Annotated in this window: 23 protein-coding genes, 5 tRNA genes and 1 riboswitch; of the genes, 11 read left to right on the forward strand and 17 right to left on the reverse strand. The window is 61.5% G+C overall.

Features of this window, described 5'->3' with window-relative positions; genetic code table 11:
• Positions 1-93 precede the first annotated feature (93 nt).
• From Q0063_RS03525 to Q0063_RS03545, 5 genes are all read left to right on the forward strand, one after another.
• Positions 94-489, forward strand: coding sequence for a GntR family transcriptional regulator (locus tag Q0063_RS03525; RefSeq protein WP_297870597.1), 396 nt, complete (start codon positions 94-96; stop codon positions 487-489).
• Complete coding sequence (locus tag Q0063_RS03530; RefSeq protein ID WP_297870598.1) at positions 486-1,379, forward strand: ABC transporter ATP-binding protein; 894 nt, start codon at positions 486-488, stop codon at positions 1,377-1,379. The genes Q0063_RS03525 and Q0063_RS03530 overlap by 4 nt, the downstream gene beginning before the upstream one ends.
• Entirely contained in the window at positions 1,354-3,390 is a 2,037-nt protein-coding gene (locus Q0063_RS03535) for a hypothetical protein (RefSeq protein ID WP_297870599.1), read from the forward strand. The genes Q0063_RS03530 and Q0063_RS03535 overlap by 26 nt, the downstream gene beginning before the upstream one ends.
• Positions 3,391-3,393: 3 nt before the next feature.
• Positions 3,394-4,137 (forward strand): N-acetylmuramoyl-L-alanine amidase family protein, encoded by a 744-nt coding sequence (locus tag Q0063_RS03540; protein WP_297870600.1) that lies wholly within the window; start codon positions 3,394-3,396, stop codon positions 4,135-4,137.
• Between the two features lie 157 nt (positions 4,138-4,294).
• Positions 4,295-4,465 (forward strand): hypothetical protein, encoded by a 171-nt coding sequence (locus Q0063_RS03545; protein WP_297870601.1) that lies wholly within the window; start codon positions 4,295-4,297, stop codon positions 4,463-4,465.
• A 530-nt stretch (positions 4,466-4,995) separates the two neighbouring features.
• On the opposite strand, the gene Q0063_RS03550 is transcribed toward Q0063_RS03545, so the two are convergent.
• From Q0063_RS03550 to Q0063_RS03585, 8 genes are all read right to left on the reverse strand, one after another.
• Positions 4,996-5,070: transfer RNA gene (locus Q0063_RS03550), tRNA-Cys, on the reverse strand.
• Between the two features lie 245 nt (positions 5,071-5,315).
• A tRNA-Gly gene (locus tag Q0063_RS03555) sits at positions 5,316-5,391 on the reverse strand.
• Between the two features lie 3 nt (positions 5,392-5,394).
• Positions 5,395-5,470 (reverse strand) — tRNA-Phe (locus Q0063_RS03560).
• 44 nt (positions 5,471-5,514) lie between these two features.
• A tRNA-Asp gene (locus Q0063_RS03565) sits at positions 5,515-5,591 on the reverse strand.
• Between the two features lie 38 nt (positions 5,592-5,629).
• Positions 5,630-5,706: transfer RNA gene (locus Q0063_RS03570), tRNA-Val, on the reverse strand.
• Positions 5,707-5,859: 153 nt separating this feature from the next.
• Complete coding sequence (hslO, locus tag Q0063_RS03575) at positions 5,860-6,750, reverse strand: Hsp33 family molecular chaperone HslO (RefSeq protein ID WP_297870602.1); 891 nt, start codon at positions 6,748-6,750, stop codon at positions 5,860-5,862.
• Between the two features lie 90 nt (positions 6,751-6,840).
• Complete coding sequence (locus Q0063_RS03580) at positions 6,841-7,581, reverse strand: class I SAM-dependent methyltransferase (RefSeq protein ID WP_297870603.1); 741 nt, start codon at positions 7,579-7,581, stop codon at positions 6,841-6,843.
• A complete protein-coding gene (locus Q0063_RS03585) occupies positions 7,578-7,871 on the reverse strand; it encodes a YerC/YecD family TrpR-related protein (RefSeq protein ID WP_297870619.1) in 294 nt (97 codons plus the stop codon). Before Q0063_RS03585 ends, Q0063_RS03580 begins: the two co-directional genes overlap by 4 nt.
• A 220-nt stretch (positions 7,872-8,091) precedes the next feature.
• Between Q0063_RS03585 and Q0063_RS03590 the strand changes: the two genes are divergently transcribed.
• A complete protein-coding gene (locus Q0063_RS03590) occupies positions 8,092-8,787 on the forward strand; it encodes an RsiV family protein (protein WP_297870604.1) in 696 nt (231 codons plus the stop codon).
• 248 nt (positions 8,788-9,035) lie between these two features.
• Here Q0063_RS03590 and Q0063_RS03595 read toward each other — a convergent pair whose 3' ends face one another.
• The 7 genes from Q0063_RS03595 to Q0063_RS03625 all read right to left on the reverse strand — a co-directional run bounded on the left by Q0063_RS03595 (position 9,036) and on the right by Q0063_RS03625 (position 16,342).
• Positions 9,036-10,448 (reverse strand): sodium:alanine symporter family protein, encoded by a 1,413-nt coding sequence (locus tag Q0063_RS03595; RefSeq protein ID WP_297870605.1) that lies wholly within the window; start codon positions 10,446-10,448, stop codon positions 9,036-9,038.
• Between the two features lie 117 nt (positions 10,449-10,565).
• Positions 10,566-10,678, reverse strand: a riboswitch (glycine riboswitch).
• A 439-nt stretch (positions 10,679-11,117) separates the two neighbouring features.
• Positions 11,118-11,810 (reverse strand): MgtC/SapB family protein, encoded by a 693-nt coding sequence (locus Q0063_RS03600; protein ID WP_297870606.1) that lies wholly within the window; start codon positions 11,808-11,810, stop codon positions 11,118-11,120.
• Positions 11,811-11,826: 16 nt separating this feature from the next.
• Positions 11,827-12,552, reverse strand: a complete 726-nt coding sequence (locus tag Q0063_RS03605) for an MgtC/SapB family protein (RefSeq protein WP_297870607.1) — start codon at positions 12,550-12,552, stop codon at positions 11,827-11,829.
• Positions 12,553-12,895: 343 nt separating this feature from the next.
• Positions 12,896-13,276 (reverse strand): DUF1294 domain-containing protein, encoded by a 381-nt coding sequence (locus tag Q0063_RS03610; protein WP_367180322.1) that lies wholly within the window; start codon positions 13,274-13,276, stop codon positions 12,896-12,898.
• Positions 13,277-13,468: 192 nt separating this feature from the next.
• Positions 13,469-13,804: a hypothetical protein gene (locus tag Q0063_RS03615; RefSeq protein WP_297870608.1), complete on the reverse strand. Its 336-nt coding sequence runs from the start codon at positions 13,802-13,804 to the stop codon at positions 13,469-13,471.
• A gap of 424 nt (positions 13,805-14,228) precedes the next feature.
• On the reverse strand, positions 14,229-15,158 hold the full coding sequence (locus tag Q0063_RS03620; protein ID WP_297870609.1) for a pseudouridine-5'-phosphate glycosidase: 930 nt from the start codon (positions 15,156-15,158) through the stop codon (positions 14,229-14,231).
• Between the two features lie 107 nt (positions 15,159-15,265).
• Positions 15,266-16,342: a PfkB family carbohydrate kinase gene (locus Q0063_RS03625; RefSeq protein ID WP_297870610.1), complete on the reverse strand. Its 1,077-nt coding sequence runs from the start codon at positions 16,340-16,342 to the stop codon at positions 15,266-15,268.
• Positions 16,343-16,549: 207 nt separating this feature from the next.
• Between Q0063_RS03625 and Q0063_RS03630 the strand changes: the two genes are divergently transcribed.
• Complete coding sequence (locus Q0063_RS03630; protein WP_297870611.1) at positions 16,550-17,023, forward strand: hypothetical protein; 474 nt, start codon at positions 16,550-16,552, stop codon at positions 17,021-17,023.
• A 78-nt stretch (positions 17,024-17,101) separates the two neighbouring features.
• On the opposite strand, the gene Q0063_RS03635 is transcribed toward Q0063_RS03630, so the two are convergent.
• Positions 17,102-17,434: a DUF3784 domain-containing protein gene (locus tag Q0063_RS03635; protein WP_297870612.1), complete on the reverse strand. Its 333-nt coding sequence runs from the start codon at positions 17,432-17,434 to the stop codon at positions 17,102-17,104.
• A gap of 176 nt (positions 17,435-17,610) precedes the next feature.
• On the opposite strand from Q0063_RS03635, the gene Q0063_RS03640 reads away from it, so the two are divergent.
• The 4 genes from Q0063_RS03640 (at position 17,611) to Q0063_RS03655 (ending at position 20,717) form a co-directional block, all read left to right on the forward strand.
• Positions 17,611-18,048, forward strand: coding sequence for a LytTR family DNA-binding domain-containing protein (locus tag Q0063_RS03640; protein ID WP_297870613.1), 438 nt, complete (start codon positions 17,611-17,613; stop codon positions 18,046-18,048).
• Entirely contained in the window at positions 18,045-18,938 is an 894-nt protein-coding gene (locus Q0063_RS03645) for a DUF3021 family protein (RefSeq protein WP_297870614.1), read from the forward strand. The genes Q0063_RS03640 and Q0063_RS03645 overlap by 4 nt, the downstream gene beginning before the upstream one ends.
• A 59-nt stretch (positions 18,939-18,997) precedes the next feature.
• On the forward strand, positions 18,998-19,960 hold the full coding sequence (locus Q0063_RS03650; protein WP_297870615.1) for a hypothetical protein: 963 nt from the start codon (positions 18,998-19,000) through the stop codon (positions 19,958-19,960).
• A gap of 61 nt (positions 19,961-20,021) precedes the next feature.
• Complete coding sequence (locus Q0063_RS03655) at positions 20,022-20,717, forward strand: hypothetical protein (protein WP_297870616.1); 696 nt, start codon at positions 20,022-20,024, stop codon at positions 20,715-20,717.
• A gap of 245 nt (positions 20,718-20,962) precedes the next feature.
• On the opposite strand, the gene asnS is transcribed toward Q0063_RS03655, so the two are convergent.
• Positions 20,963-22,357 carry an asparagine--tRNA ligase gene (gene asnS, locus Q0063_RS03660; RefSeq protein WP_297870617.1) on the reverse strand — a complete coding sequence of 465 codons (1,395 nt, stop codon included), beginning with the start codon at positions 22,355-22,357 and terminating at the stop codon, positions 20,963-20,965.
• Positions 22,358-22,501: the final 144 nt, after the last annotated feature.

Raw genomic sequence — 22,501 nt, forward strand, 5'->3', positions numbered from 1 at the left:
GCTCTTGACAACCGGGTTCCGTCGTGATATCCTATCCGTATTAGTACAGTTAATACAGTTGCGGGGCCGCCGCCCCGCGGAAGGGAAGGCGCGATGATCAGCCTGAATTATCGGGACTCCCGTCCTATCTACGAGCAGATCAAGGACGGACTGCGGAAGCTGATCGTCACCGGAGCTATCGCCACCAACGAGAAACTCCCGTCGGTCCGGGCTCTGGCGACACAGCTGTCCATCAACCCCAACACCATTCAGCGGGCCTATAACGAGCTGGAGGGAGAGGGTTACATCTATTCCGTCCCCGGCAAGGGGAGCTTTGCCACCGGAGACCCGGACGCCGACGACAGCCGGCGGCGGGACCTGATGGAAAAGGCCAGGGAGCTGCTGGCGGAACTGCGGTATCTGGGCGTTGGACAGGGAGAATTGCTGTCGCTTCTTGAAGAAGCGACAGCAGGCGGGCCGGCCCGCCTGAGAAAGGAGGACGCGGAATGATTGAGATTAAGGACGCGGTGAAACGCTTCGGCGGCTTTGCCGCATTGGACGGAGTCACTCTGACGGTGCCCCAGGGCAGCGTTTACGGGCTGGTGGGTCCCAACGGTGCGGGAAAGTCCACCCTGATCCGGTGCCTGACGGGCATCTACCAGGCGGACGCAGGCACAATCTCCATAGACGGCGGGAACGTCTGGGAGAACGAGGGCCTGAAGGCCCGGACCGCCGCCATCCCCGACGACTGGTATTATTTCCCCCAGGCCACCATCCGGGATATGTGCAGGTTCATGCGGGGCTTCTATCCGGGCTTCTCCATGGAGCGTTATGAGAAGCTGAAGGAGGTCTTCGAGATTGACGAGAAGCGCGCCCTGCGCCGCCTCTCCAAGGGCATGCAGAAGCAGGCGGCGTTCTGGCTGATGCTGAGCTGCATGCCGGACTATCTGATTCTCGATGAGCCGGTGGACGGCCTGGACCCGGTGATGCGGCGTCAGGTCTGGTCCCTGGTGCTGGGGGACGTGGCCCAGCGGGGAACCACGGTGCTGGTCAGCTCCCACAACCTGCGGGAGCTGGAGGACGTCTGCGACCACGTGGGCATTCTGGACCACGGAAGGGTTCTGCTGGAACGGTCACTGGCCCAGCTCCAGGACAACATGGTAAAGCTCCAGGTTGTGTTCCGGGACGGCGGCGAAGTCCCGGCGGACCTGCCGGTGCTCCACGCATCCCGGGTGGGCCGGGTTCATACCCTGATTATGCGCATGAGCGCCGGAGAGGCGCAGAATCTGCTGTCGGTACACAGTCCCCTGCTGGTGGACGCGGTGCCGCTGACCCTGGAGGAAATTTTCATTTATGAGTTGGGAGGCGCGGACTATGCAGTTAAAGACATCGTACTTTAATCCGACCCTGTTTCGGAAAAACCTCATGCGCTTCTGGCCCCTGTGGGGCGGCGCGTCCGCCCTGGGAGCCCTGGCGCCCCTTTGTGCGCTGGCCGCGCTGATTCACGAGGGCTTCCGCTCCCACAGCATGCAGCCCCTGGATATGACCGCGATTTACTACGAGGTGCTGCACTACGCCGTGCCGATCATTTCCCTGCTCTACGGGGTTCTCTGCGCCCTGGCGGTGTGGAACTATCTCTATAACCACCGCAGCGTCAGCCTGTACCACGCCCTGCCCATCACCCGGAAGGGCCTGTTTGTCACCAATGTTCTCTCGGGCCTGGCCATGATGCTGATTCCCTATGCCGTCACCGGGGGCCTGATGATTCTGATCTCTCTCCTCGGGGGACTCTTTGAGCCGGTGGGGGTGCTGGTGACCGTTCTGGGAGTGCTGGGGCTCAGCTTCTTCTACTTTGCCGTCGCCACCCTCATCGCCTTTGTCACCGGCAATCCCTTTGCCTTTGCCGCCTTCTATTTCATCTTCCACTTCCTGGCCGCGGCGGCAGAGTGGCTGGTGATGGAGCTGATGAGCCAGTTTTATTACGGCGTCAGCTCGACCTATCAGGGCGTTCTTGATTTCCTGTCTCCCACCGTCTTTTTCCTGGACTATAAGGGTCTGAACACCCATACGGAGTTTCAGGACACGGTAAGCCCCGACGGCTGGGTGGAGCGCACCCTTGAGTCCGTCACGCTGGAGAACGGCTGGGTCATCGCCGTCTACGCCCTGGCGGGGGTGGTCCTGCTGGGGTGCGCGTGGCTGCTCTACCGCCGCCGCCGCAGCGAGTGCGCCGGGGACGTGGTGGCCGTGGGCTGGATGAAGCCCGTCTTCCGCTACGGCGTGGCCCTCTGCGCCGCCGTCACCGGGGGGACCCTCCTCTATCACCTCTTCTTCAACAGCTTCCAGAAAGGCAGCACCGTGATGCCTCTCCCCATGGCGGTGTGCATGGCCGCCGCCGGGCTGGTGGGGTACTACATCGCGTCCATGCTGCTGGCCAAGTCCTTCCACGTCTTCCGGGGCAGCTGGAAAGGGGCGCTGGCCTCTGTGGTGGCCGCTGCCGCCGTCTGCGCCGTCATCGCTCTGGACCCGGCGGGGGTGAAATCCTGGAGACCGGAGGCCGGGGAGCTGGAGAGCGTCAGCCTCAGCCTTTACAGCGACTATGGCCGGAGCATCAGCGCGGGTATCGCGGACCCCGCCGCCATTCAGAGGGTTCTGGACCTCCACGGCGCGATTCTGGAGGAGAAACCGCAGCTGGACAGCGACGGAAACCGGTATGGACACGTATATTTGGGCTACAGGCTCCGGGACGGCGGCCAATATGTGACCCGTCAATACGCTCTCAGCTATTCCGACGGCCTTCAGTCTGAGGCCCTTGAGCAGCTGCGGGAGCTGGCCTGTGACCCGGCGGTTCAGGAGGCCAACATCTTCCCCATGTCCCGGGACAGCTCCGTGACCGCCCGGGTCACCGGCGGCTATGTGGAAGAGGTTTATAACAGCCAGACCCGGGAATTCGAGAACCTGGAGCTGACCCCGGACCAGGCCCGGGAGCTGGAGGCCGCCGTCCTCCGGGACATCCAGGCGGGGCACTTCGGCAAAACCTTCCTGGCGGACAGCGGTGAGGAGGAGGACCGGGCCGTCTACCGGGGCAAGCTGTCCTTCTATTACAGCATCACTCAGAAGGCCACCGAGGTGTACAGCGGAGAGACCTATGGCGACAGCGAATCCATAGTGCTCTCCATCTACTGCACCGAGACGCTTCAGGCTCTGGAGGACATGGGTCTTCTGGACGGGACCCGCCGTTTGATGACGCAGATGGAATACCAGACTATGAGACAGGCCGGCGATGTTCAGGACGGCGGGTATCCCGATGAGTATGACGAATATCTTTATGAGTATACCGCCTATTCCCACGATACCGCCGGGCTCAGCGGCGGATATGCAGAGCCCGGCGACGGCCCGGACAGCGATTTCTGAGCCATGGAGTACGGACCTTACGAACAGGACGCCCTCCTCTGGTCTGAAAACCGGCGGAGGGCGGAAGCCCAGGAAAAACCCCGCCGCAGACAGCGCAGGGACCCGGATGCGCGGGTCCTTGCGCTCTGCGCCGTGCTGGCGGTTCTGACACTGGCGGTGGCCCTTGCCGCCCTGGGGAAAATCCGGAGCCACCCGGACCCGGCAGAGGTGTCGAAGAACACGCCGGACTATGTGCGGGAGGATTTTTTGACCGTCAACCCGTGGTCCCGGCCCGGGGAGCCGCTGGAGCGGGTGAACGGCGTGGTGCTTCACTACGTGGGCAACCCCGGCACCACCGCCCAGGCCAACCGGAATTATTTTGAGTCCCTGGCCGACGGGCACCTTCAGACCTACGCCTCCAGCCATTTCATTGTGGGGCTGGAGGGGGAGGTGATTCAGTGCGTGCCCCTGGATGAGATTGCCTACGCCTCCAACAGCCGGAACGGGGACACGGTTTCCATCGAGGTCTGCCACCCTGACCGGGCGGGCCGGTACGGCCCCGAGACCTATGACCGGGTGGTGGAGCTGACGGCCTGGCTGTGCCGGGAGTTTCGTCTGGACCCGGAGGAGGACGTCATCCGCCACTATGACGTGACGGGAAAGCAGTGTCCCCTGTACTATGTGGAGCACCCGGAGGCCTGGGACGCCCTCCGGGCCGGCGTCGCGGCGGAGCTGGAGGCCCTGGAGGCCCTGGAGGCGCGGGAGTGAAGGAGTCCTGAAGTTTCTGAAAACTTTCCTGAAAAAATTTTAAAAATTTTTAGAACTTTTTTTGAAAACGGTGAAACAAAACCGCCCTCTGAATCGTCTTATATAATAGACGGTGCCATCCACAAGAAACGAGAATTTTCGTGAAAGGAGCCTCCCTATGGAGCAAACAAGAACAAGTGAAAACCTGTGGCGGGTCTGGGTCGACACCAGCCGCCGGATCGTGTCCTTCCATGAGGAGGAAAACTGTAAGCTGCTGGAGTTCCGGAACCGGGACCTGTTTTTCAGCTGCATCGAGCAGTATACCGGCATGCAGTACCGGTACCAGTGATAAGAGGCCGGAGACGGCTGCCCTCAAAGAGAAAGCTCCCCCTGCCGCCCTGTGGCAGGGGGAGCTTTTGCGCTGCGAAATTTTCGGCAAAACGCGGGGGGGGTGTGACAGGGACGCTCTGCGCCTCATCCCTTCCGCCGCGGACCCGGAGAATCCAGGCGGACGGTGGTGTGTCCGCTCATGTGGTTTATGTGAGCAGACACCACAGCAAGCGTGAAAATTTCCGACAAACGGGCCGGCCCCCTGGCAGCAATGATGAAGCTATAGGCGGGTGAGGCGGGCGGGCTCTGCCCTGCTTTTTGAAACCGCCGGGCTCCCGGTTGAAAGCGCCGGACTTCCGGAGGACGGGACAGAGCCCGTCCCCTGTCCGCCGGGAATCCGGCGGGGCAAATCCCGGTGGAACGCGAAAAAATCCCGGTATGGCGCAGCTTTCCGCCCATAGGAAGGAAAGCCCTCAGCGGCAGAAAAAACATACTTTGACCTGAAAACACAAAAAATCGGAGCAAGCTGTAAATCGCTTGCTCCGATGTTGGAGGTGACACCCGGATTTGAACCGGGGAATCAGGGTTTTGCAGACCCTTGCCTTACCACTTGGCTATGTCACCGTCTACACCCTATTATATGCGAACCTTCCGAAAAAGTCCACCCTTTTTTTAAATTTTCTCAAATTTTTTTTGCGCCTGTTTCCGGACTGCGGTTCCCCGCCTCCCCCGGTCCGGGAGACCGGTGTTTATCTCCCTCCGCCTGCAAACCGGCGGAGAGTCTGCGGAGGGGAAACGAAGAAATTTCCAACACAGCGCGGTTTTCCGTCCGCAGGCGGGAAACGGAGCAGCGTTGGAAATTTCAAAGCTGGAGCGGGCAACGAGGCTCGAACTCGCTACCTCCACCTTGGCAAGGTGGCGCTCTACCAGATGAGCTATGCCCGCATATGGTGCCCAGAGCCGGAATCGAACCAGCGACACGTGGATTTTCAGTCCACTGCTCTACCAACTGAGCTATCTGGGCGGATGCCCCGGAGGGCGGCGAGACAGTGTCCCATCTCGCGGAAATGGCGACCCGGAACGGGCTCGAACCGTCGACCTCTAGCGTGACAGGCTAGCGTTCTAACCAACTGAACTACCGGGCCAGATAAAAGACGTGACTGCCTGAACGATCTGAAAAAGCTGGTGGGAACAACTGGACTCGAACCAGTGACCCCCTGCTTGTAAGGCAGATGCTCTAACCAGCTGAGCTATGCTCCCGGGTCGCCGCTCACGTCAAACGGCAAGGGTTATTATACAAAAACACTCCCGCTTTGTCAAGCACTATTTTGAAAAAATCCGTTTTTCTGCCAAAGCGTCCGAAAGGACCCGGCGGGAGGAGGGCGGACCGCCCTCCTCCCCTTCCGCGGTGCGTCAGGAGGAAGCACCCATGTCCGCCAGCAGGGCTTCCAGCTCCTCCCCCGTAAAGCGCTGGACATTGTCGCAGAACCGGCAGGTCAGCTCCGCGCCGCCCTGCTCGTCAATCATGGACCGGAGCTCCTGGGGGCCCAGGCTGATCAGCGCCCGTTCCATCCGCTCCCGGCTGCAGTCGCAGCGGTATTCAATGGGGCTTTTCTCCAGAATCTCCATATCAAAGCCCTTCAGGGCCCGGCGCATCAGGGATTCCGGGTCCGGGTCCGTCCGCAGCAGCTCCGTCACGGCCCCGGCGGAGCGCAGAGCGGCCTCCACCTGCTCCGCCAACTCCTCCGGCGCGCCGGGGAGCATCTGCACCAGATAGCCCCCTGCCGCCAGCACGCTCTGATCCCGATCCACCAGGACCCCCAGGCCGCAGGCGGAGGGCACCTGCTCGGACTCCACGAAATAAAGGGCGATGTCCTCGGCAATCTCCCCCCACAGCAGCCCCACGCTGCCGATATAGGGTTCCTTCATGCGCAGGTCCCGGATGACCGTCAGAGCGCCCTGGTTGCCCACGGCGGCGCCTACGTCCAGCTTGCCGTCCTCCCGCAGGGGCAGGTCCAGCGCCGGGTTGTCCACCGTGCCCCGGACGTTTCCCAGGTTGTCCGACACCGCCAGCAGCGTCCCCAGGGGGCCGCCGCCCTTGACCTGAAGGGTTACGCTGGCGCCGTCCTCCTTCAGGGCGCTGCCCATCATGGACGCCGCCGCCAGCAGGCGGCCCAGGGCTGCCGTGGCCACCGGCAGGGTTCGGTGGATTTGCCGGGCCCGCTCCGTCAGTCCCCGGGTGGAGACGGCGGAGACCTTCATAAAGCCATCTTTGGAGATGGCGCGTATCAGTTGGTCGCTCATGGCTACTCCTTTATTTTCCTGATTTGCGTGAGACAGCGGCGGGCCCCGCCGTCTGCCCGGCAGACGGGCCGGGACAGAGCCCGGCCCCTACTAGCTGCATTGAAACTGCCAGCGGTCCTCCCCCGCCTCCGGCGGCCGGTCCGACAAATCGCCGGTCAGGCCGACGGCGGAAAAGCCCGCGTCCGCCAGACAGGCCCGCAGGGTTTCCTCGCTCCAGGCCCGTTCCCGGTGCTCCTCAAAGCTCCGGTCCCAGGTCCCGCCGGGCAGCCGGCGGAACAGGTCCACCTGATAGGTGCAGATCTGGGTCCGCTCCGAGAAAAAGGTCCGCCAGGCGCAGAAGCTGTCTTCTGTCTCGTCCAGATAGACCTGGCGGTCCATCCGGCGGAATTTAGCGGGCGTGTTCACATCGAAGAGAAACAGCCCGCCGGGTTTCAGCCACCGCCGGACCCGGCGGAAGGTCTCCCGCAGGTCCCGCTCCCTGGTGAGGTAGTTCAGGGAATCAATGGTGGAGACCACCCCGTCCACCGGCTCCGCCAGACGGAGCCGGGTCATGGACTGCCGGAGGAACAGAGGCCGGCGCTCCAGCCCCTCCGCCTTGACGGAGGCCTGGGCCAGCATGTCTTCGGACTCGTCCGCCGCCAGCACCCGAAAGCCCCGTTCCGCCAGCAGGCAGGCGATGGTTCCGGTGCCGCAGCCCAGGTCCAGAACGGTTTCCACTGGAATGGGGCTCCGCCTCAGCCGCCGGACCAGAAACGCCGCCCGGCGGCGGTACTGCCCGCCGGTCATGAGCCCGTCATAGCTGGAGGCCAGGGCCTCGTAATCCCGGGTCATGTATCCTCCTTCATCCGGGCGAAGAGCCGGGCATAGGCCCCGGTGCCGTAGTTCAGAGAGCGGTTTACCCGGCTGATGGTGGCGCTGGAGGCGCCGGTGCGCTCCAGAATGTCGTTGTAAATCATGCCGTCGTCCAGCAGGGACGCTACCTCAAAGCGCTGTTCCATGGACCGCAGCTCCGACACGGTGCACAGGTCCTGAAAAAAATCATAGCACTCTTCTTCGCTCCGCAATTGCAGAATCGCCCTGTAAAGCTGTCCGCTTTTCTCCTTCTTTCCGATTTTCACGATAACCTCCCCAAAGTGTCCCGTTTTGATTCCATAAGGAAAACCCTGCCCGGAGGCGGGGCATCATTACCCGGTATTTTAACATTTCAGAGTATGAAAGTAAAGAGGGCGCGCAAAAATTTTTATGCCCCGTATGACCCGGCGGAGGAAAACAGAAGGGGAACCTCTGCCCCCGCTCCGGCATAAGCTGAGAGCAGAGCAGGGGAAAGGAGCGCGGGGCAATATGAGAGACAACGGCAAGGGGGCTCTGTCGGAGCTGAATACGGCGCCCTTCACGGCGGAGCGGGAATGGACGGTGGAGGGGGTCCCGGTGCTGACGGCGGCGGTGTCCCTCCCCCAGCCGGACCCGCTGACAGGCAAGGTGTCCCGACGCATCCACCGTTACTATCAGCTGCAATGCCGGGCCTTTCTCCGATACTGCGGGAGCTGGCTGCTGCCCCAGGCGGAAGCGGCCTACCGGGCGGCGCTGGAGGCCAGCGGGCCGCTGCCGGAGTTCCGGGCGGAACTGGGATACCGGGTGACCTGGAACGGGGGCGGGCTCTGGAGCCTGTGCACCCAGTCCCGGGAGCAGACGGGAAGCGGACCGGCCCTGCTGACCCGCCGGGGGGACACCTGGGATCTGGCGGCGGGCTACCCCGTGCCCCTGGGAGACTTTTTTCCCGCCGGGAGCCGCTGGAAAAAGAGGCTGCTGGCCCTGGCGGCGGAGGAAATCCAGCGCCGGGAGCGGGCCGGGGCGGCCCGCTGGCGGGAGGGCTGGCGGCGGGCTCTGCGGAAGAGCTTCAATTCCCAGAATTACTGCCTGACGGAGGAGGGCCTGGCCTTCTTCTTCCCCATGTACGCCATTGCGCCTCCGTCAGAGGGAATCCCCACCTTTGTGCTCCCCTATGGCGAGGAAGGAGCCCGGCGGCTCCGGGGATGACCCGGGCCTGCGGACAGGGCAGGCGTCGGTTTCCCATCTCCATGCCGCGGTTTTGGCAGCGATGAGGCCGACAGCGGAGGAAAAGGCGGAGCCGCGGGACCGGCGGAGCAATCAAAAAGACCCGGAAGCAGTGCTTCCGGGTCTTTTGCGCCGGTTTGTGGGCCGCGCTTCACATTGAGAGGCGGGACCGGCCCGTCCTTGGGGGGTCCGCGGAAAAGTCCGCGGAAAAGTCCGCGGCGGATGAGCCGTTAATGCAGACGGTCCCTGTTCCCGAAATAGTTCTTCGTCTCCGCGGCCACTGCGCCGGAGAGGGCGAAGAGCCCGATGAAGTTGGGAATGGCCATGAGGCCGTTGAAGGTGTCCGCCACGTCCCAGACAAAGCTGAGGGGAGACACGCAGCCCACCACCACCACGGCGATGAAAATAACCTGGAAGACCGGAACGGCCTTGTGGCCGAAGAGGTACTGAATGCAGCGGGTGCCGTACAGGGACCAGCCCAGCACCGTGGAGAAGGCGAACAGCGCCAGGGCAATGGCGATGAAGAGCGCCGCGAATTTGCCGCCGAACACGGTGGCCAGGGCGGCGGTGATGAGCTCACTGCCGGGTTTCGTGCCAAAGCCGATTTCCACGCCGCTGCAAATGATGGTCAGGGCGGTGAGGGAGCAGATGACGATGGTGTCCACGAACACCTCGAAAATGCCGTAGAGGCCCTGATTCACGGGGCCCTTGGTGTCCGCCGCCGCGTGGGCAATGGCCGCGGAGCCCAGGCCCGCCTCGTTGGAAAAGGCGCTGCGCCGCAGACCCCAGATGACGGTGTTTTTCAAGGTGATGCCCACAGCCGCACCGCCGATGGCCTGGGGGGTGAAGGCGGTGGAGAAGATTTTGCCCAGAGCGCCGGGGATATTGCCGGCGTGGGCCCCGATGACGATGAGGGTAAACAGGATGTAGAAAACGCTCATGAAGGGGATCAGCTTCTCCGTCACCGCGCCGATGCGCTTGATGCCGCCCAGGAGGATGACGGCCACCAGCAGGGCCAGGACAATGCCCATCAGCCATTTCAGCGCGGATTCCACACCGGCGCTGACGGTGGTGAAGGCGGAAAACGCGCCAATGACGGAACCGGTGATGCTGTTTACCTGGGACATGTTGCCGATGCCGAAGGAGGCCAGGGTGGCAAAGACGGCGAAGAACACCGCCAGCCACCGCCAGTTTTTGCCCAGGCCCTTGGAAATGTAGTACATGGGGCCGCCCACCCAGTCGCCCTTGGCGTCCCGCTCCCGGTACTTAATGGCCAGGACAATCTCGGAGTATTTTGTGACCATGCCCACCAGGGCCGCCAGCCACAGCCAGAACACCGCGCCGTATCCGCCCATGGCGATGGCCTGGGAGGTGCCCACGATGTTGCCGGTGCCTACGGTGGCGGACAGGGCGGTGGTGACGGCCTGCATGGGGGTTATCGCGCCGTGGCCGGCCTCCTGCTTCTGGAACATCCTGCCCACGGTGTTTTTCATGGCGTGGCCGAAGTGGCGGAACTGGACGCCGCCGTTGCGGATGGTCAGGAACAGTCCGCCCAGGATGGCGCAGGGCAGGAAGGTGTACATCCACGCGAAGTCGTTCAGCGGGCCCGACAAAAAGCCCAGGATGCTGTTGATGATTTCCATAAATATCCCTCCGTTGCAGATCAACGGCCTCTGGGCCCCCGCGCAGAAAAGAAGGCGGAAGCCGGCCCCGGCTCCCGCAAAAAGCAACAGTCCCCGGCGGACACACCCCGCCGGAAAGCATTCCCCTCTGTCCTTTTACCTGAGAGATTCGGCGGAGGGGCGTTCCCTGCTTCCTGCCGTCCGCCTTACACCTTCGGTCCCCGTTTCCGGGCTTCTCCAGAGCCGCGCCTATCCCTGGCTTTCCGCGCCGCGCGGTACACGCCGCCGGAGATGAAGGATTGCGTCCGGCTTTCCGCAGAAGCGGAAAGGGAGATGCCAGGAAGTTCAGCTGCCGTTATGAAATTAGGTAATACTTTATCATGCTGAAGCCCGGCTTGTCAATGGTCGTATTTCACAAAATGTCCGCCATGGAACGACGGACATTCTCCGGCAGAGGACGAAAAGCGGGGACGAAAAAGCGGAAACGAAAAAGCCGCCGTCCCGGGTTTGAGAGCCTGTTTAAAATCCGGCGGAGTGCCGGATTGGGGCAGATTTTTCTGTCGGGCAAGGCGGTTTGATGCAGGAATCCTGGCGGATTTCAAGTCAAACCAACGCAGCAACGGCGGAAAAAGATGCCCTGAGACGGCGTTTCGATGGATTTTAAACAGGCTCTGAAACAGCGGCTGTCCGTCACAGCTCCCGCACGGAGACCACGCCGGCGGTGGATTTGATGTCCGCCTGAACGTGCTCCACGTCCAGGCCCTTGTGGAGCCGGAGGGTGAAGATGGCGCAGGCGTTGTGGCGCTCGTTGGAATCGGAGTGGATGATGCCCATGTTGAGGATTTTCAGGCCCTGCTCCCGGAAGTCGTGGAGCAGAATGTCCATGGTGTGGTTGGAGCTGTATTCCACATAGAGATTGACCTCCGGGGCGTTTTTCAGCATCCGGTATTCCAGCCGGGAGAAAAACAGCTCCGCAATCATAATCAGGGCCGTGGCGAAGAGGCCGCCCTCATAGAAGCCCCCGCCCAGGGCCAGGCCGATGATGGCCGCCGCCCAGAGGCCCGCCGCCGTGGTCAGGCCCTTCACCCGCTGCCGCCGGGTGACGATGATGGTGCCCGCGCCGATGAAGCCGATGCCCGCCACCACCTGGGCCCCCAGCCGGGCCATGTCGGTATACTGGCCCATGACCAGGTAGAGATATTGGCTGGTCAGCGTGGTCATGGCGGCGCCCAGGCAGATCAGGATATGGGTCCGGAAGCCCGCCGGGCGGCGCTTGAATTCCCGCTCGATGCCGATGATGCCGCCGCAGACGGCGGCCATGACCATGCGTAGCGCCACAGACGCCGCCGTTACGTCCCGCAGGCCGTCAAATACAGATAACATACGTGTTCCCTCCCAATCAGATGTCCTGCACAAGGTGGACGGTTTTCAGCTCCGAGATGGAGGCCAGAATCTTGGCGCGGCACCCCTTCCGGTTCATCCGCAGGGAAAAAATCGCGTTGGGATGCTGGGACAGGGACAGCTTTCCATGATCCACCTCCACCTCGTAGATGGTCACGTCATAGGCCTTGATGCGGTTGATGATTTCCGCCACGTTGTCCAGATTCTGGAATTCCACATAGATGTTCATATTCCGGGCGTTGACAATGACATACAGCTCCACCGCCGGCAGCAGGTGCACCACCACGAAAATCAGCACGAAGGCCAGGGCCACGCACTCGTAGAACCCCGCGCCCACCGCCAGACCCATGCAGGCCGAGGCCCACAGGCCCGCCGCCGTGGTCAGGCCCTTCACCTTCTGCTGTCCGGTGACCAGAATGGTGCCTGCGCCCAGAAAGCCGATGCCGTTGATGACCTGGGCGCCAAAGCGGCTGACGTCGGTGCGGATGCCCACATCCGCCGCCAGCTCTGCCCAGGGGTGATGCAGCATAAAGTTTTCATACTGGCTCAGCAGCATGGTCAGCGCCGCCCCCATGCACACCAGCATATAGGTCCGGAAGCCCGCCGGACGGTGCTTCCGCGCCCGTTCCAGCCCGATCATGCCGCCGCAGAACATGGCCAGCGTCAGCCGCAGCAGCACCGAGACTGTGTTGAGCTCCCGCAGATAGTCCAATCCCTGGATCACAGTTCCCCGCTCCTTCCCGCTAAACAAAAACGTATTACATAATAGGAAAGGAACCCCGGCCGGGTCCCCTTCGGATACCGAAAACCGCCCGCTTGAAAGCGGACGGAAACACAGCTGCCGGCGCAGGGGAAAACGTTTGCGCTTCCCTACCTTCTCCCGGGCGGCTGAGTATTATATAATTCTTATCATCTTACAGGACAAATGTCAATGTTTTTTCGAGACAATCGGCGCTTTTTGGCTGTTTGAACAAATACACGGGTGACTTCTCAACGCTCTGCCGAGGAAAAAATCCCCAGCGCGTCCGGCCCCGGAACGCAAACGTTATCCCTCGGAGCCAGGCGTGTCAGCGGATGACGCCGAAATAGAGCCACAGCCCGAAGGGAATCAGAAGCTGCAAGGCAAGAATCAGGGGCACGCCGATTTTGAAGGCGCGGTGAAGGGTCTTGTGATGAAAGACCTTCATCTCCAGCAGGGCCCCTATGCTGCCCCCCGCCGCCGCCAGAAGCAGCAGGTTTTTCTCCGGGACCCGACGGACGGATTCCTTTTTCTCCTTCCGCCTGGCCTTCCACTTGTCCAGGCCGAAGACGAAGAAGGCGATGAGATTGATGAGGACCAGCCAGCAGGCCAGCAGCCCCCAGGGAGAGCCGACGACGGCCCAGAGAAAACTGGTTTGGGCCTCCGGCGCGTAGGAAAATTTTTCGGCGGAAAGAGCGGTTATGTACATGGAAATACCTCCAAAACATGCAGATTTCAGGGCTATGGACCTAGAGCCTGTTTGAAAACCGTCAAAACGCCGTCTCAGGGCATCCTTTTCCGTCAGGACAGCGTTGATTGGACTTGAAATCCGTCAGGATTCCCGCGTCCAATCGCCTTGCCTGACGAAAAAGCCTGCCCCAATCCGGCATTCCGCTGGTTTTCAAACAGACTCTATGGGCTCCAGGCCGTTTGCCTCCAGAAACTCGTCCAGCAGGGAGAAGAAGGTCTCGACAGCCTCCTTTCCGTCGGGTACGTTTTCCAGAATCGCCAGACACCAGCCCATGGGGCCGGGCAGGCCGTACCGCTTCGTCACGAAGCCGTGAAACTCCCCGGGGAGAATGCAAAAGCTGCCGTCCAGGCCATGGAGGGCCAAGGCGCCATGATACCCGTCAAGGAAGCTTCGCAGGCGGGGCAGAGAATATTCCCCTGTATACATGCAGGGCCGTTTCCGTATTCCACTCAGCAGTTCCCGCTCCGGCGGTGAAATGTCCGTCATAAGGCCTGGTCTCCTTTTCAAAAATCATCGGCCGCGGGGGACTGGAGCCCCCAAAAAATCAGGGCTCGGCGTAAAAAGGGAAAGGGAGCATGAAGAACCAGCTTTCGTTCGCGTGGGACAGAGCTCGTAAAAATCAGACTCCCGGTGCGGCACAAAAAAGGCGGCACGAAAAAGAGGGGGTCCGGGGGATTCTTCCCCCGGTGCGGCACAAAAAGGGGAAGGGGTTTTCGTGAAGGACCGGCTTTCGTCCGCGTGGGATTTGTTTCCTCAAAAATTAAGCTCCCGGCGCGGCACAAAAAAGGGAGAGGAGCGCATGAAGAACCAGCTTTCGTCCGCGTGGGATTTTCTTCCTCAAAAATCAGACCTCCGGCGTGATACAAAAAAACCGGCTGGAGCGCCCAGCCGGTCCATTTTATCACAGAAATCAGTTCTTGGCAAGGTTCGACAGGGCCGCCGCCGTCTTTGCGGCCAGCCGGGCGTTGTTGAATACCAGTTGGATGTTGCTGGCCAGGGAATCGCCGCCGGTGAGGTCCTTGATTTTAGCCAGAAGGAAGGGCGTGGTCTCCTTGCCGTGGATGCCCAGCTTTTTGGCTTCCTCCACGGCCTCGCTGATGGCTTTGTTAATCGTATCCGCATCCATGGAAAACTCCTCGGGAATGGGGTTGGTCACCAGCATGCCGCCGCCCAGACCCATGTCCTGCTTGACATGGAAGGTTTTAGCCAGCTCCTCGGGGGTGTCGATGCGGTAATCCACGTTGAAGCCGCTCTTCCGGGTGTAGAAGGCGGGGAGCTCTTCGGTGCCGTAGCCAATCACGGGGACGCCGTGGGTCTCCAGGTACTCCAGAGTCAGACCCAAATCCAGAATGGACTTGGCCCCGGCGCAGATGACCATGACGGGGGTCCGGGCCAGCTCCTCCAGGTCGGCGGAGATATCCATGGTGGTCTCGGCGCCCTGGTGGACGCCTCCGATGCCGCCGGTGGCGAAGACGGAGATGCCCGCCATGTGGGCGATGATCATGGTGGTGGTAACGGTGGTGGCGCCGTCCCTGCCCTGAGCGACCAGGACGGGAAGGTCACGGCGGCTGGCCTTGGCCACGGCGGTGCCGGTTTTGCCCAGATAGTCGATTTCATCCCGGGAAAGACCGGCCTTCAGCCGCCCGCCCAGAACGGCGATGGTGGCGGGGACGGCCCCGTTCTCCCGGATGATGGACTCCACCTGAAGGGCGGTCTCCACATTCTGGGGATAGGGCATGCCGTGGGAGATGATGGTGGACTCCAGGGCAACCACGGGCTTTCCGGCGGCCAGGGCTTCCTTTACTTCCGGGGCAACGTCCAGGTATTTGTTCAGATTCATTGTAAAGCCTCCATTTTAAATTAGTAATTAGAAATTAGAAGTTAGGAATTAGGAAATAGAAAAAATTAAAATGATGGAACAATTTCTCATTCCTCATTCCTAATGATTCAGCCGAGTCGTTTTTTCAGCACGTCTTCACTCATAGCCGGGTTGATGGTCCCCTCCCCCTCCATGGCAATGGCGGAAGCGGCCAGGCCCGCCCTGGCGGTGTCCGCCAGGTCCGTACCCTGGAGATAGGCCCAGACAATGGCGGACATGAATGCGTCTCCGCAGCCGGTGGTATTGACAAGATTCGCCGGCAGGCAGGACAGATGGCGGCGGCTGTTGTGGTCGGCGGCAAAGACGCCGTCGCCGCCAAGGGAGATGAATACCCGGCGCAGTCCGGTGGACAGCAGGGCGTCCGCCGCCCGGTTCAGGCTGGCCTCGCCGGTGATGGGCACGCCGGAGAGCAGTTCCGCCTCCAGCCGGTTGGGCTTCAGGGTGTGGAGACGGCCCAGCACCGGTTTCAGCTTCGCCGCCTTGGCGGTGGAAACCGGGTCGGCAAAAATGGGGACGCCGGCGTTTTCCGCCAGCCAGACGATGCTCTCCTCCGGGATGTTGGTGTCTATCACCAGCACCTGACTGGCGCTGAACAGCTTCTGCCGCTGGGCCAGCACCCGGGGCGTCAGATGCCGGTAGATTTCCATGTCGCTGACCGCCAGGGCCATGTCGCCCCCCTGGTTGTTGATGAACAGATAGGTGGAGGTCCGGCCTCCGGGAATGACGGGGGACTGGGAGATGTCGATGCCCAGCTCCCCGCAGCTGGCCGCCAGCTTCTGGGCGTTGAGATCGTCTCCGAAGGCCGTCACCAGCCGTACGTCCAGACCCAGCAGGGCCATGTTGTGGGCGATGTTCCGGCCCACGCCCCCCAGGGAGGAGTGCACCGCGCCGGGGTTGGAGTCCTGAGACACCAGGGGCCCGAAGGGCCGCCCGCCGATGTCCACGTTGACGCCTCCCACCACCGTGACATAGGGGCTGGTCTGGACAATGTACCCCTTGCCGGTGATGTATCCCTTTTTCATCAGATTGGAAATGTGCACGGCGACGGAGGAACGGGTGATGCCCGCCTTTTCCGCCAGCTCCTTCTGTGAAATCAGGGGGTTCTCTTCAATCCAGTTTAAAAGCTGCCGTTCCCGCTTGGTCATGGCCTGCCTCCGTAAGCAAAAATTTATTTCTCTGACTTATGTTTATTATATAGGTTTACAGACGGTTGTCAAGGGGCTTTTGGATGGGTAATATCAATAAAAATTTTTGACAGAAAAAGAAAAATATGGTATCCTATACAAATAAGGAAAAATATAATGAAAATGGAACAGACAAAACACGACAAGGGCTTAGAAGAGGAGGGGCATATGAAAAAAATCCTGCCGGGTTCCCGGGCGCCTGCCTGTTCGGAGAAGAAGCAGAAGATAACCGCCGCCCAGTGGGTTATCATCGTTCTCGGGATAGGTCTGATGATTTCCCTGGCGGTGAATGTGTATCTCTGCCAGTCCGTCCCCCTGCCCCATCTGCGGGGAACCTACTGCACCGACGCCTCGGCGGGCCTGGGCACTTACCTGATTTTTGACGGCCAGGGCCGTTTCTGCCGCTATACCCAGACGGAGGGGGTCCTGGACGACGGGACCTGCGAGGACCTGGGCGAGGGCCGCTATGCCCTCCGCTCCGACGGGTGGCAGGGCTTTGCCGTCCTGCGGGATCGGGAGGGCGTGCACCTTTTCGACGGAGCGGACTCCAGCGCCGCCTTTTTTGAGCGGATGGGAGAGTTCTATGCCATGCCCCAGATTCCCGGCGGATATCCGGATTGGCTGAAGCCCCCGCGTAAATAAGCGGCTCCCCTGCCGGAAGGCGGGGGAGTTTTTTCGAGATTTGAGAAATGACGGCCCGATAAATCTTGATTGACAGTTCTATTTTTTATACTTGCCAAATGCCTTTTCTTCGTCTAAATGTACATCTTTCAAAAATACAATGAACCATATGATAAATGCAATCATCGCTGTATACTGTGAGATACAATACGCTGAAACAGCGCCTGTTCCCTGGATGACCGCCCAAATCAATACGATATTTCTATAGTCTTTGCTTAATTTTTCTTTATCATATAAGTCTCTTTTTTCTTTTGGCATGGTGTTGAAGCCGCTTATCAGCATGACGGACTTCTCTTTGAAAACAGTAAAAATGATGGCTAACAGCAAAAAAAGCAGACATGCTCCGCCGCACACGATAGAACCTGTATTCATCAATGAACTCCTTTCGTAAATGCCGGGCTGCTGACCCGATTATAACACAAGGCTCCTGTCATATCAATGCGCCTCTGCGGAAACCGTCTGTCTCCCCTCCGCTGCCGATGGTCGAAAAGCGCTGGACGGCGGGACCCGCTCCGGGGTATACTGACAGACAGAAGGGAGGCGGGACCGTGAAGATCGACGTGGCGCTGGACCCGGCGCTGAGGGAACTGCTGGTGAAAATCCTGGCCCCGGGGGAGACGGAGGAGCTGGCGGCGCTGCTGGCCCGGCTGGAGGAGCCCCTGCGGCTGACGGGCTTCCGGGAGGGCGGAGCCGTGCCCCTGGACCCGGCGGAGGTCCTCCGCTTTTACGGCGAGGACAAGGAGGTCCGGGCCCAGACCCTGAACGGGGCAATCTACACCGTCCGCCTGCGCCTCTACGAGCTGGAGAAGCGCCTGGACCGGCGGACCTTTCTCCGGGTGTCCCATTCCGAAATTGTCAATTGGAAGCGGGTGACGGCCCTGGACCTGAGTCTGACGGGCACCATCCGGGTGACGCTGGAGGGGGGCGCGGTGACCTATGTCTCCCGGCGGTATGTGAAGAAGATCAAGGAGGTGCTGGGGATATGAGCGGAAACGAAATCCGGCGGGAGTTTTTCCGGCGGGCGAAGCAGGGCGTTCCCTGGGGCATCGTTCTGGTGTATCTGGTGTTCGTGCTGGGAAACGCCTTCACCATTCCCAGACCGGAGGGCGGAAGGCTGCTGGTGGTGTCCCAGGTCATGGCGGAGGCGTACGGAAGCCCGGTGACGGCGGCCCTGGTGCAGTTCCTCTGGTCCGGGCTTCTGGGGGCGGCCCTGTGGACGGCGGAGGTTCCCTTCCTCATGGAGCGGGGGACCCTTCTCGGGTCCGGAGCCCACTTTCTGGTGACGGCGGCGGTTTTCTCCCTGGCGGGCTGGCGGTGCCGCTGGTTTCCTATCTGGGAAAGCTGGCTGTGTCTGCTGGGACTGCTGCTGTTGCTGTATGTGCTGAAATGGTCCGTCCGCTTTTTGGAATGGCAGTCCGACATTTGGGCGATTCGGAAATCCTCCGGGCTGAACACGGCGGAGCCCCCCTGGAAAATCCTGGTCCCTTACCTGCTTCTGGCAGCGGCGGTGGAGCTGCTGCTGCCCCCGGCCCTGATGCTGGTGGACGCCCGGGATTTCCCGGTGCTGACAGGCGTGTTCTATCCCTTCCTCGTCCTGCCTCTGTTCTGCTTTTTCAGCGCCTGTTCCCTGGCCGCCCGGCTTCGGCGCTGGTGGCCGGTCTATCCCCCGATCTGCGCGGCGCTGACTCTGCCCTGTGTGTTCCTGCTGTACAACTACACGGCCCTGTTTCAGGCGTGGACGGCGGGAATCGCCGCCCTGGTGGGGGGCGTCCTGGGGACGGTCCTGCGGAAGCTGAAGGGACGGAGGACAGAGGCCGCAAAAAAGCAAGAGAACGCAGAGAGGCCGGAACAAACCGGCGATTCTGAAAAAAACTGAAAACCCGGGAACCAAGCCGCCTCCCTTTCCGTCTAAACCGGAAAAGGAGGCGGCTTTGAATGTCGATGAAAAAATGGAGCCTGTTTTTGAGCCTGTACTTCTGCCTGTGTCTGCTGTCTGCCTGCGGCGGCGCACTTTCGGCGGAACAGCCGGCCCCGGTTGGGATGGAGCCCCCCGCAGCGGACCCCGGCGCGGCGGCGCCCTCCCTGGCGGAGGACGAGGAGCCCGCCGTCCTCACCTGCCGCATTGTGGACGGGGCGGAGACCGGGGACCTGCTGCTGGCGGAGCTGGACGGCGGGATGGGGGTCTACCGGTTGGATCTTCTGGCGGATACCGAGCTGGAGGCGGCGGTTCCCGAAAAGCCCCGGCCTATGCCAATCCCCGTCTATCTGGATGGAAAACCGGCGGCCCTCTCCGATCTGGAGGACGGCATGACGGTGGACATCTTCTTTAACGGCACTGTGGAGGAAATCTTTCCTGCCCGGCCGGGGGAGGTCTACCAGGTGGAGGGCCATTCCATCGGTACGGAGAAGAACCCCGGCGGCTCCTGCTACGACCTCTGCGGCCTCTATCTCCAGGTTCTGGACGACCTGTGGCAGAAGGACGCGGGCCTGAACGAGAATATCTCCATGGCCGGTCTGGACCTCTCCACGGCCCCCGGCGGTCTGACGGACAGCGAGAAGGCCGCCTTGGCCTGGCGCTTCGGGGAGCTGCACGGCGTGGAGGTCCTCACCGGGACCTTTGAGGAGCTGGAGGAACAGGGGTATTTTACCGCCGGGCCCCTGGGCGAGGGTGCGCCGGAGGGGGCGGCCTTCGTTCGCTGGGAGGACGGATGCCTGTTCTCCATCAAGCCCAATGAGGGCCATGAGGGAGAGGCGTACGCCGGCCTGCCGGTCCTGTTTTTCGACGCGGAGAAATGGCGGTCCTCTCTGGGGGCCTACTGCTTCTATGACTGTTCCGCCGTCTGGCCGGAGATGGGGACCTGGAGCGGCTACCAGATTGGCAGTGAGATGATTTCCTGAAAATCTTAAAATGAGGAATGAGGAGTTCGGAATTAGGAATTTAAAGAAAGGAGCTGCCCGGATGAAGATGAAACCATGTATTTTGTGGGTCTGCCTGCTGGCTGTGCTGGCCGCCTGCGCCGCCCCTGCGGAACAGGAGCTGACGGAGACCGAGGGCCGCCTGCTGCTGGCGGAGAACGGCACGGCCATACTGGTGACGGAGGACGGGACGCCCATAGCCCTCTCCGTTCAGGCGGAGGGAGACGGTCCCTGGGCGGGGTATCACAGCGGCGACCGGGTCCGGGTGACTCATGACAATTTGAAAGAGACCTATCCCGCCCAGACCGGGGCCTATGACTGGGAACGGCTGGAGGAGGGGACCCTGGAGGATGTGCGGTCGGAGACGCTGGAAACGCTGGAGGGGCTGGGCTGGGATTTTGGCCGGGAGGTCCACGCCCCGGCGGCGGAGCCCCAGACGGTGGAGGACCCGGTGACGGGTTACTGCGGCAACACGGTGACGGAGGTGGTTCTGGACGGCGAGGCCTGGTCCTTCTGGGGCAGCGACTCCGTGGCCCTGACGGACATTGTCATCAACCTGGCTTATGACCCGGAGGCGGTCTGCCGGTGCCTCCCGGAATTCACGGTGAATACGGAGTTTGGGGACGGCTACGGGGTGAACCTGACAGAGAGCTATGTCCGCTGCGAGGCGGGACAGGCGTCCTTGACGGAGGCGCAGACGGAGGCTGTCCGGGCCATTGTGGGGCGGAATTGCAAATAGGTCTGTCTGCCGACAGAGGGGCAGAGGCAATGGCCCGGTCCGGGCACCGGGCCCCACAAGGTGATCTGCTGGCAGGAGGGCAGGCCCGGAGAGGCGGGAGGGGACAGAGCCCCCGCCCGCGAGAGCGTGCAAAAGCTCCCCCATTCGGGGGAGCTTCTTTGTATGCCGCTGTACCGCGCCCCGGAGCTTTCCGGGACGCGGCTTTTGTGTTGATACCGGCGGACAGGCCGCCCGAAGGGCGGAACCTAAAAATCGGCGCTGCCCACGGTGCGGGGATGGGGCAGGGTGTCCCGGATGTTGGCGATGCCGGTGAGGTACATCACCATCCGCTCGAAGCCCAGGCCGAAGCCGGCGTGGCGGCAGGAGCCGTAGCGCCGCAGGTCGCAGTACCACCAGTAGTTTTCCGGGTCCATGTTCAGCTCCTTGATCCGGCTCTCCAGGATGTCCAGGCGCTCCTCACGCTGGCTGCCGCCGATGATTTCCCCGATGCCGGGCACCAGGCAGTCCGCCGCGGCCACGGTTTTCCCGTCGTCGTTGAGGCGCATGTAGAAGGCCTTGATCTCCTTGGGATAGTCGGTGACGAACACCGGGCGCTTGAAGACCTGTTCGGTCAGATAACGCTCGTGCTCCGTCTGGAGGTCGCAGCCCCAGTAAACCTTGTAGTCGAACCGTTCGTTGTTCTTGGCCAGAATCTCCACGGCCTCCGTGTAGCTCACCCGGCCGAAGGCGGAGGACGCCACATGCTCCAGCCGCTCCTTCAGACCCTTGTCCACAAAGGAGTTGAAGAAATCAATCTCGTCGGGGCAGCGTTCCATCACCGTTTTGATGACGTACTTAATCATGGCCTCCGCCACGTCCATGTCCCCCGCCAGGTCACAGAATGCCATCTCCGGTTCAATCATCCAGAACTCAGCGGCGTGGCGCTGGGTGTTGGAGTTCTCCGCCCGGAAGGTGGGGCCGAAGGTGTACACGTCACCGAAGGCCATGGCAAAGTTCTCGGCATTCAGTTGGCCGGAAACCGTCAGGTTGGCGGGCTTGCCGAAGAAATCCTGCGTATAGTCCACCTGACCGTCCTCCGTCAGGGGCGGGACCTTGGGGTCCAGGGTGGTGACCCGGAACATCTCCCCCGCACCCTCGCAGTCGCTGGCGGTGATAATGGGGGTGTGGACGTAGACGAAGCCCCGATTCTGGAAGAACTCGTGAATGGCGAAGGCGGCGGCGCTCCGCACCCGGAAGGCGGCGGAAAACAGGTTGGTCCGGGGCCGCAGATGCTGGATGGTCCGGAGGAATTCCACGCTGTGCCGCTTTTTCTGGAGGGGATAGTCCGGGGTGGAGGTTCCCTCCACCTCGATTTTTTCGGCTTTCAGCTCCAGGGGCTGCTTGGCCTCGGGGGTGAGGACCACCGTGCCGGTGACAATCAGGGCCGCGCCCACGTTCTGGGCGGCGATGTCCTTATAGTTTTCCAGCGTGCCGGTCTCCATAACCACCTGGAGGTTTTTCAGGCAGGAGCCGTCGTTGAGCTCGATAAAGCCGAAATTTTTCATGTCCCGGATGGTCCGGGCCCAGCCGCCCACGGTGACGGTTTGGCCCGACAGGGCCTCCTTGTCGGCAAAGATGGCCGCAATTTTTGTGTAACTCATGTGGAAATCACCTGCTTCTTAGTTTTGGTTTCATGGATGATACATTATATCACAATTCCGGTATTTTACAAGATGTTTCTTCCGGCGCTCACGGAAATCAATTTTGCAAAATTGGATTCAAAGAGATAAAATAGGAAATATGAG

This window comes from uncultured Oscillibacter sp. (genome assembly GCF_947654275.1).
Lineage (GTDB): Bacteria > Bacillota > Clostridia > Oscillospirales > Oscillospiraceae > Oscillibacter.